Consider the following 6,405-nt stretch of genomic DNA (forward strand, 5'->3'; position numbering starts at 1 on the left):
ATTCTTCCCAAGTTATTGTGTTGTTACAATGCTTTTTCGTTCCATATTTTATCTGCTAAAAATTTTAATGATAATGATAATCGAAAAGAGGGGGGAGGAGGCGAGCGTCGCTCGCCTCCTCCCCCTCCCCACCACATGATTATCATTTTTATTTAGATAAGTTTAAGTATTTTAGCTCATTGACAAAATACACTTTAATCTAACCCCTCACGAGTGCCTTATGGTCGGTGCTTTCGCTTCGATGTCGTCATATATTGGGTATGACGACATCAGGTCAAAATGCAATGAGGGTAAGGCATTCAACTCGTAATTAACACAATTGTTTTTTCTATAAAATTAATGTTTCGAGTTTTGCTTGTACTTCTTCTATTAAATCTTCTGTTACACTTTCAACAAATTTTACTTTTCTAGCTTTCCAATCTAGTGTTTTAATTTGATCTGCTAACACAACCCCTTTTGTTTTCATTCCTTCAATAAGGGGAACTTCAAACTTAAGCCCCTTTGGGTTAGTAGTTATAGGACAAGCTAAAACTAAAGAAGCCATTTGATTGTACTTAATTGGAGATATAACAAGAACAGGGCGATAGCCAGTTTGCTCACGCCCTTGTTGTTGTAGCTCGTTATTTAGTGTTATGGCAATATCATCAAATGACATTCCGGAATTACGAAGGGTAAATACACGCTGAATTGATTCAGCCGTGAACTGTTGTGCAGAGCCAAACTCTAATTTAACAATGTCTCCTCTATCGGGAAAGTAAGGCGGCTTCACTACCAAGCTTCATTCCCCACAGCGTCACCTGTTTCAAATTCTGGATGAAAATTATCAGGGGTCATCCCTTCAAGTAACTCATCAAGCGTATATTTTTTTCGTCTCTTTGGTGTAATTACTATGCTATTGCCTTCAACACTAAAATTGATATCTGTTCCTTCAGTTATGTGTACTTGTTCAGCTATCGATCTAGGAATCCTAACAGCTAAACTGTTTCCCCATTTAGCTACAACTGCTGTCATAATCTTCTCCCAACGCTGTATTAGCGATTTATACGCCCAATTTTGTGTTTCCGCAGCGAAATATTTTCAATAATTGTTTGTCTTACGTATATACTTTGAAGATACATAAAAAAACAAGGGGTGTCAACACCCTCTAGAAAAAGTAAGCTAAATCAAAGAATTTTTTCTTAGTTTGTTTCTTAGTTTTAATCTTTTGCTAGCAGTTTCTTAACCTAGCTGGGATAGTTTGAGGCCAGGGTATGTAGCCATTTTATGGCATATATCCTGGTTTTTGGTTGAGAGTGAGCGATCGCCTTAGGTCATCACCTATCTCCCAAGTTTAGCTGATTTCTCTAACTGTAAACTGCATCTTTGCAGTTGATTTTGCTTTGCTGCCAAAAATAATGTCATTTACACTCCAAATTCCCAACGCTTCGGACTTTGGGTCAGTTTGTGCATTATTCAATCTTTTATCGGTGTAGCAACACCCCAAACTCTGGATGTAATTGAAAACAAACTTATGGTAAATACTACAGTCCGCTTTTCCCAGTTTAACGCGTCTCTCAACCGTAACGCTGAAGGTCAGTTAGTCAGTGATTTATCTACCCCAAATAATGCTCAAGCAAAGGCTGTGGCGGAAATCATCCAACGCAGTAACCCGGATGTGTTGCTAATTAATGAGTTTGACTACGATAGCGAGAATCCTTTAGAAGCGGTTCAACTATTCCAACAAAATTATCTAGGTGTGAGCCAAAATGGTGCAACGCCTGTTAATTATTCTTATGTTTACATTGCTCCCTCGAATACAGGTATTGCTTCTGGGTTTGACTTGAACAATAACGGTGTAGCTGTAACCACTCCAGGCGCACCAGGATATGGTGATGATGCTTTTGGTTTTGGTAATTTCCCTGGTCAATTCGGGATGTTGCTTTTATCCAAATACCCGATTGATACGGCTAATATCCGCACCTTCCAAAATTTCTTATGGAAGGATATGCCAGATTCTTTATTATCTACTATCCAGAGTCCTGGTTCACAAACACCTTGGTATTCACCAGAAGAACAAGCGGTTTTGCGCCTCTCTTCTAAAAGCCACTGGGATGTACCAATTTTGGTGAATGGTGAAACAGTTCATGTCCTAGTTAGTCACCCTACACCCCCAGTTTTTGATGGTGCAGAAGACCGCAACGGTAAACGCAACCATGACGAAATTCGTTTTTGGGCAGACTATATTACCCCTGGTGAAGGTGGTTATATTTATGATGATGCTGGGGAAACTGGCGGTTTAGCTGCGGGGTCGAGCTTCGTGATTATGGGTGATCAAAATGCTGACCCCTACGATGGGGATAGTTTTGACGACGCTATTCTGCAACTATTACAAAATCCTGGGATCAATACTAATGCCATTCCCAGCAGTCCTGGCGCGGCGCAACAGTCAGGCTTGCAAGGGGGAGCAAATAACAACCATCAAGGTAATCCTAGTTTCGACACAGCCGATTTTGCTGATACCACACCGGGAAACTTGCGTTCAGATTATGTCTTACCTTCTGCGGATTTGCAGATTACTAATTCACAAGTTTTTTGGCCTTTAAGTAATGATCCCACATTTCCCCCAGTGGGAACGTTTCCTTTCCCCAGTTCTGACCATCGCTTGGTGTCGGTAGATGTGCAGGTGGGGGCGACTGAAGCGGGTAGAACTATTACTGAGTTGGAGTTTCAAGGACAAACAACTTTCTCCACAGGCTTTATTCCTACTGGTGCAGCTGGGGTAGTTAATGGGGTGGAAGCTCCCGTAGGTGGGTTGTCTGGTGTTACATATAATGCTGCTAACAACAGTTACTATGCCATCTCTGACGATCGCTCTCAATTTGCCCCTGCTCGTTTTTATACTTTCACCAACAACGTAGATGTAACTTTTATTGATGTTATCACTCTCAAAGATAGCAATGGTAATACTTTCGCCTTAAATAGCCTTGACCCAGAAGGTATCGCTTTAACTAATAACGGCACTGTATTTATCTCTTCGGAAGGTGAGGCTAATCCTAGCGCTGGTCGGGTAACGAATCCCTTTATTAGAGAGTTTTCTTTAACAACAGGTCAAGAAGTGCGATCGCTTTTTGTACCGACTAAGTTTCTTCCTGTTATACAGGATACCAATAACAACGGTGTTGTTGATGCAGGTGATACCCAAACATCTGGGGTTCGTAATAACCTAGCCTTTGAAAGCCTCACCATCACACCAGACCAAAAAACCCTATTCACCGCGACAGAAAACGCACTCCTCCAAGATGGTGCTAGGGCTTCTCTCACTAGTGGTAGCCGTTCGCGGATTCTGCAATATAACTTAGTCAGTGGTCACCCAGAGAAAGAATATCTCTATATTACAGATGCGATCGCTGCATCACCAAATCCAGTTACAGGCTTTAGTGATAATGGTTTGGTAGATTTGCTAGCGATTGATAACCGTGGTACTTTGCTGGCGGTGGAACGTTCCTTTGCTCAAGGGGTGGGGAATACGATCAAAATCTACGAAATTTCTCTGCAAGGTGCAACTGATATTAGCACCATTAACTCTCTCGATAGTCTGAACTCCACAGAATTTAGTGCCATTCAACCCGCCCAAAAGCGCCTATTGTTGAATCTCAATGACCTCAACCTACCCAATGGTACAGACAACATTGAGGGTATTAGCTTCGGCCCCAAACTAGCTGATGGTAGCCAATCGATTGTGTTGGTTAGTGATAACAACTTTAGCAGTACGCAATTTACGCAAATTCTTACCTTGAGTGCAGAGATAGTTCCTACAGTTACGCCGACAGTAGAAACTCGCCCTGATTTACTTGACGATGATAATCCGTCAATTCCGGTGATTGACCAAAATGCTGATGCTGATGACCCAGCAATTTATGTGAATGCAACGAATCCCGATGCTAGCCTTGTCATAACTTCGGTGAAAAATGCGGGATTGCGGGTTTATGACTTGTCAGGGAACTTGTTGCAGAGTGTTAATCCTGGCGGTATTCGCTACAACAACGTAGATTTACAATACGGCTTCAAATTAGGTGGTCAATCTATAGATATAGCCGTAGCGAGCGATCGCCAAAATGATAAGCTGGTATTCTTCAAAATTAACCCCAACCCCAGCACTCCCGGTCAATATTTAGAAAACATCACCGACAGTAATCTTGGGACTCTTTTTCAAGGCGCACCCTTCGCACCGCCCTATTCTTCTTCTTCCCGCAGCGCTTACGGTCTAGCTTTGTACCGTAGCCCCATCACTAATGATTATTACGTCTTTGTCAATCGCCGTGAAACTGGAGACATCGCCCAGTTAAAACTCATAGACCAAGGTAATGGCAAAATTGGGACGCAATTAGTCCGACAGTTCACCATCCCCACCGACGCGGGAATTGACCCCCAAACTGAAGGGATGGTGGTAGACCAAGAAACTGGTTTCCTCTACATTGGACAAGAGAATGTCGGTATTTGGAAATACGAAGCCGAACCGAACCGTGGGAATACAGGTAGGCTAATAGACACAATTAAAGATTTGGGCGGTTCCTACCTAACAGATGATGTAGAAGGTTTAACTATTTACTATGGCGAAAATGGCACAGGTTACTTACTAGCATCAAGCCAAGGTGAAAACACCTTTGTTGCTTATACCAGGGAGGGTAACAACGATTATATCGGTAGTTTCGGTGTGGGGAATAATGGAGCGATCGACAGTGTGCAAGAGTCTGATGGTGCAGATGTAGTTAACGTCCCACTAGGAGCTAATTTCCCCTTTGGTTTGTTCGTTACCCAAGATGGTGACAACCAACCAGCCAACGTAGTTGATGGTGAAAATGTTAACGCTAACTTCAAGCTAGTACCTTGGGAAAATATCGCCAATGCTTTTTCTCAACCCCTAGACATTGACACCACCAGTTACGACCCTCGTAATCCCGTCGCCCAAGCCAGACTGACTATCTACGATTTTGATAACCTACCCAAATTAGGAACAACTTCCGCAGGTCAAGATATTTTCCTTGGTGGTTTCTCTGGGCTTTACTTCCAAGGTATCGCCGCTAACGGTAACTTGAAATTCCTCACCCATACAGACCGAGGCCCCAATGGTGAAAACATCGGTGCAAATAGACCATTTGCTTTACCCAACTTCCAACCAGAAATTATCAGCTTTGAACTCAACCGCGCTACAGGCGAAATCACCATTACCCAAAGAACCGGATTGTTCCGCCAAGATGGGACAACACCCTTAACTGGACTACCCAACCTGCAAGCTGGCGCGAGAAACACAGCCTACACTGATGAAATTCCCGTTAACTTACAAAACCAAATCTTATCTAACGACCCCTTGGGAGCCGATTTAGAGGGAATTGTTGTCGATAGAAATGGGGATTACTGGCTTGTGGATGAGTACCGTCCAGCAATTTATCATTTTAATAGTAATGGCTCCTTAATCGATCGCTTCATTCCCAGAGGAACTGCAACCGCACCCAATCCCGACCAACCAACCGGCACTTTTGGGACGGAAGTATTACCAGAAGTTTACGCCCAACGCCGCAATAATCGCGGATTTGAAGCTGTGGCGCTGGAAGGTAACAAACTTTACGCCTTTATTCAAAGTCCCATTGATAACCCTGATAATAGTGATGATAGTGTTTCTCGCAGTTCCCGCAACTTGAGGATTCTGGAATTTGATATTGTCAGCAAGCAGGTAACAGCCGAATATTTGTATTTACTCGAAGGTCTACCAAATACTGACAAAATTGGTGATGCAGTTTCCTTGGGTAACGGCAAATTCGCTGTAGTTGAGCGCGATGATGGTGAAACCGCCGACGCTAATAAATTAATTTTTCTAATTGATTTAGCGGGTGCTACCAATATCAATAATTTTGCTAACTATAGCTTGCCTAGTGGTAAAACAATTGAACAACTGACACCAGATGAGTTAACTGCTGCTAATATTACCCCTGTGAGTAAGAGTCTCATCGCCAATGCGGCTGAACTGGGTTACACCAGCGTGGGTAAATTGGAAGGACTAGCACTCGTCGCACCGAATACTCTCGCCCTACTCAATGACAACGATTTCGGTGTCACGGGAACTACCACCAATACCGATGGGACAATTAGCATTAGAGTTGCGGCTCTACCGGAGAGACTGGCTCTTTTGGAACTCCCCAATAATTTACCAGTCACACAACCATTAGATATTCAGTTTGGCTCCTCTGGTAGTGATAATATTACGGCGGAGCCTGGTCAAATATTATTCACTGGTGATGGTGCAGATACGGTAGATTCTCCAGGGAATAATACTATCTCCACGGGCAACGGAGATGATACGGTATTTGTAGGCAGTGATGCTTCTGTCTCTACTGGCAATGGTAACGATCAAGTCTTCATTGGTGTAGA

Annotated in this window: 3 protein-coding genes; 1 reads left to right on the plus strand and 2 read right to left on the minus strand. The window is 43.1% G+C overall.

Features of this window, described 5'->3' with window-relative positions; translation table 11 throughout:
• Positions 1-328: 328 nt before the first annotated feature.
• Both H6G14_RS32565 and H6G14_RS32570 read right to left on the minus strand, forming a co-directional pair.
• Positions 329-769 carry a type II toxin-antitoxin system PemK/MazF family toxin gene (locus tag H6G14_RS32565; RefSeq protein ID WP_190573067.1) on the minus strand — a complete coding sequence of 147 codons (441 nt, stop codon included), beginning with the start codon at positions 767-769 and terminating at the stop codon, positions 329-331.
• Entirely contained in the window at positions 769-1,011 is a 243-nt protein-coding gene (locus tag H6G14_RS32570) for an AbrB/MazE/SpoVT family DNA-binding domain-containing protein (protein WP_190573065.1), read from the minus strand. Before H6G14_RS32570 ends, H6G14_RS32565 begins: the two co-directional genes overlap by 1 nt.
• Before the next feature lie 499 nt (positions 1,012-1,510).
• Here H6G14_RS32570 and H6G14_RS32575 point away from each other — a divergent pair.
• Positions 1,511-6,405: phytase (locus H6G14_RS32575; protein WP_242054350.1), on the plus strand; the 4,895-nt coding region annotated here is incomplete at its 3' end.

Source organism: Nostoc parmelioides FACHB-3921, from assembly GCF_014696625.1.
In the GTDB taxonomy this organism is placed as follows: Bacteria; Cyanobacteriota; Cyanobacteriia; order Cyanobacteriales; family Nostocaceae; genus Trichormus; species Trichormus parmelioides.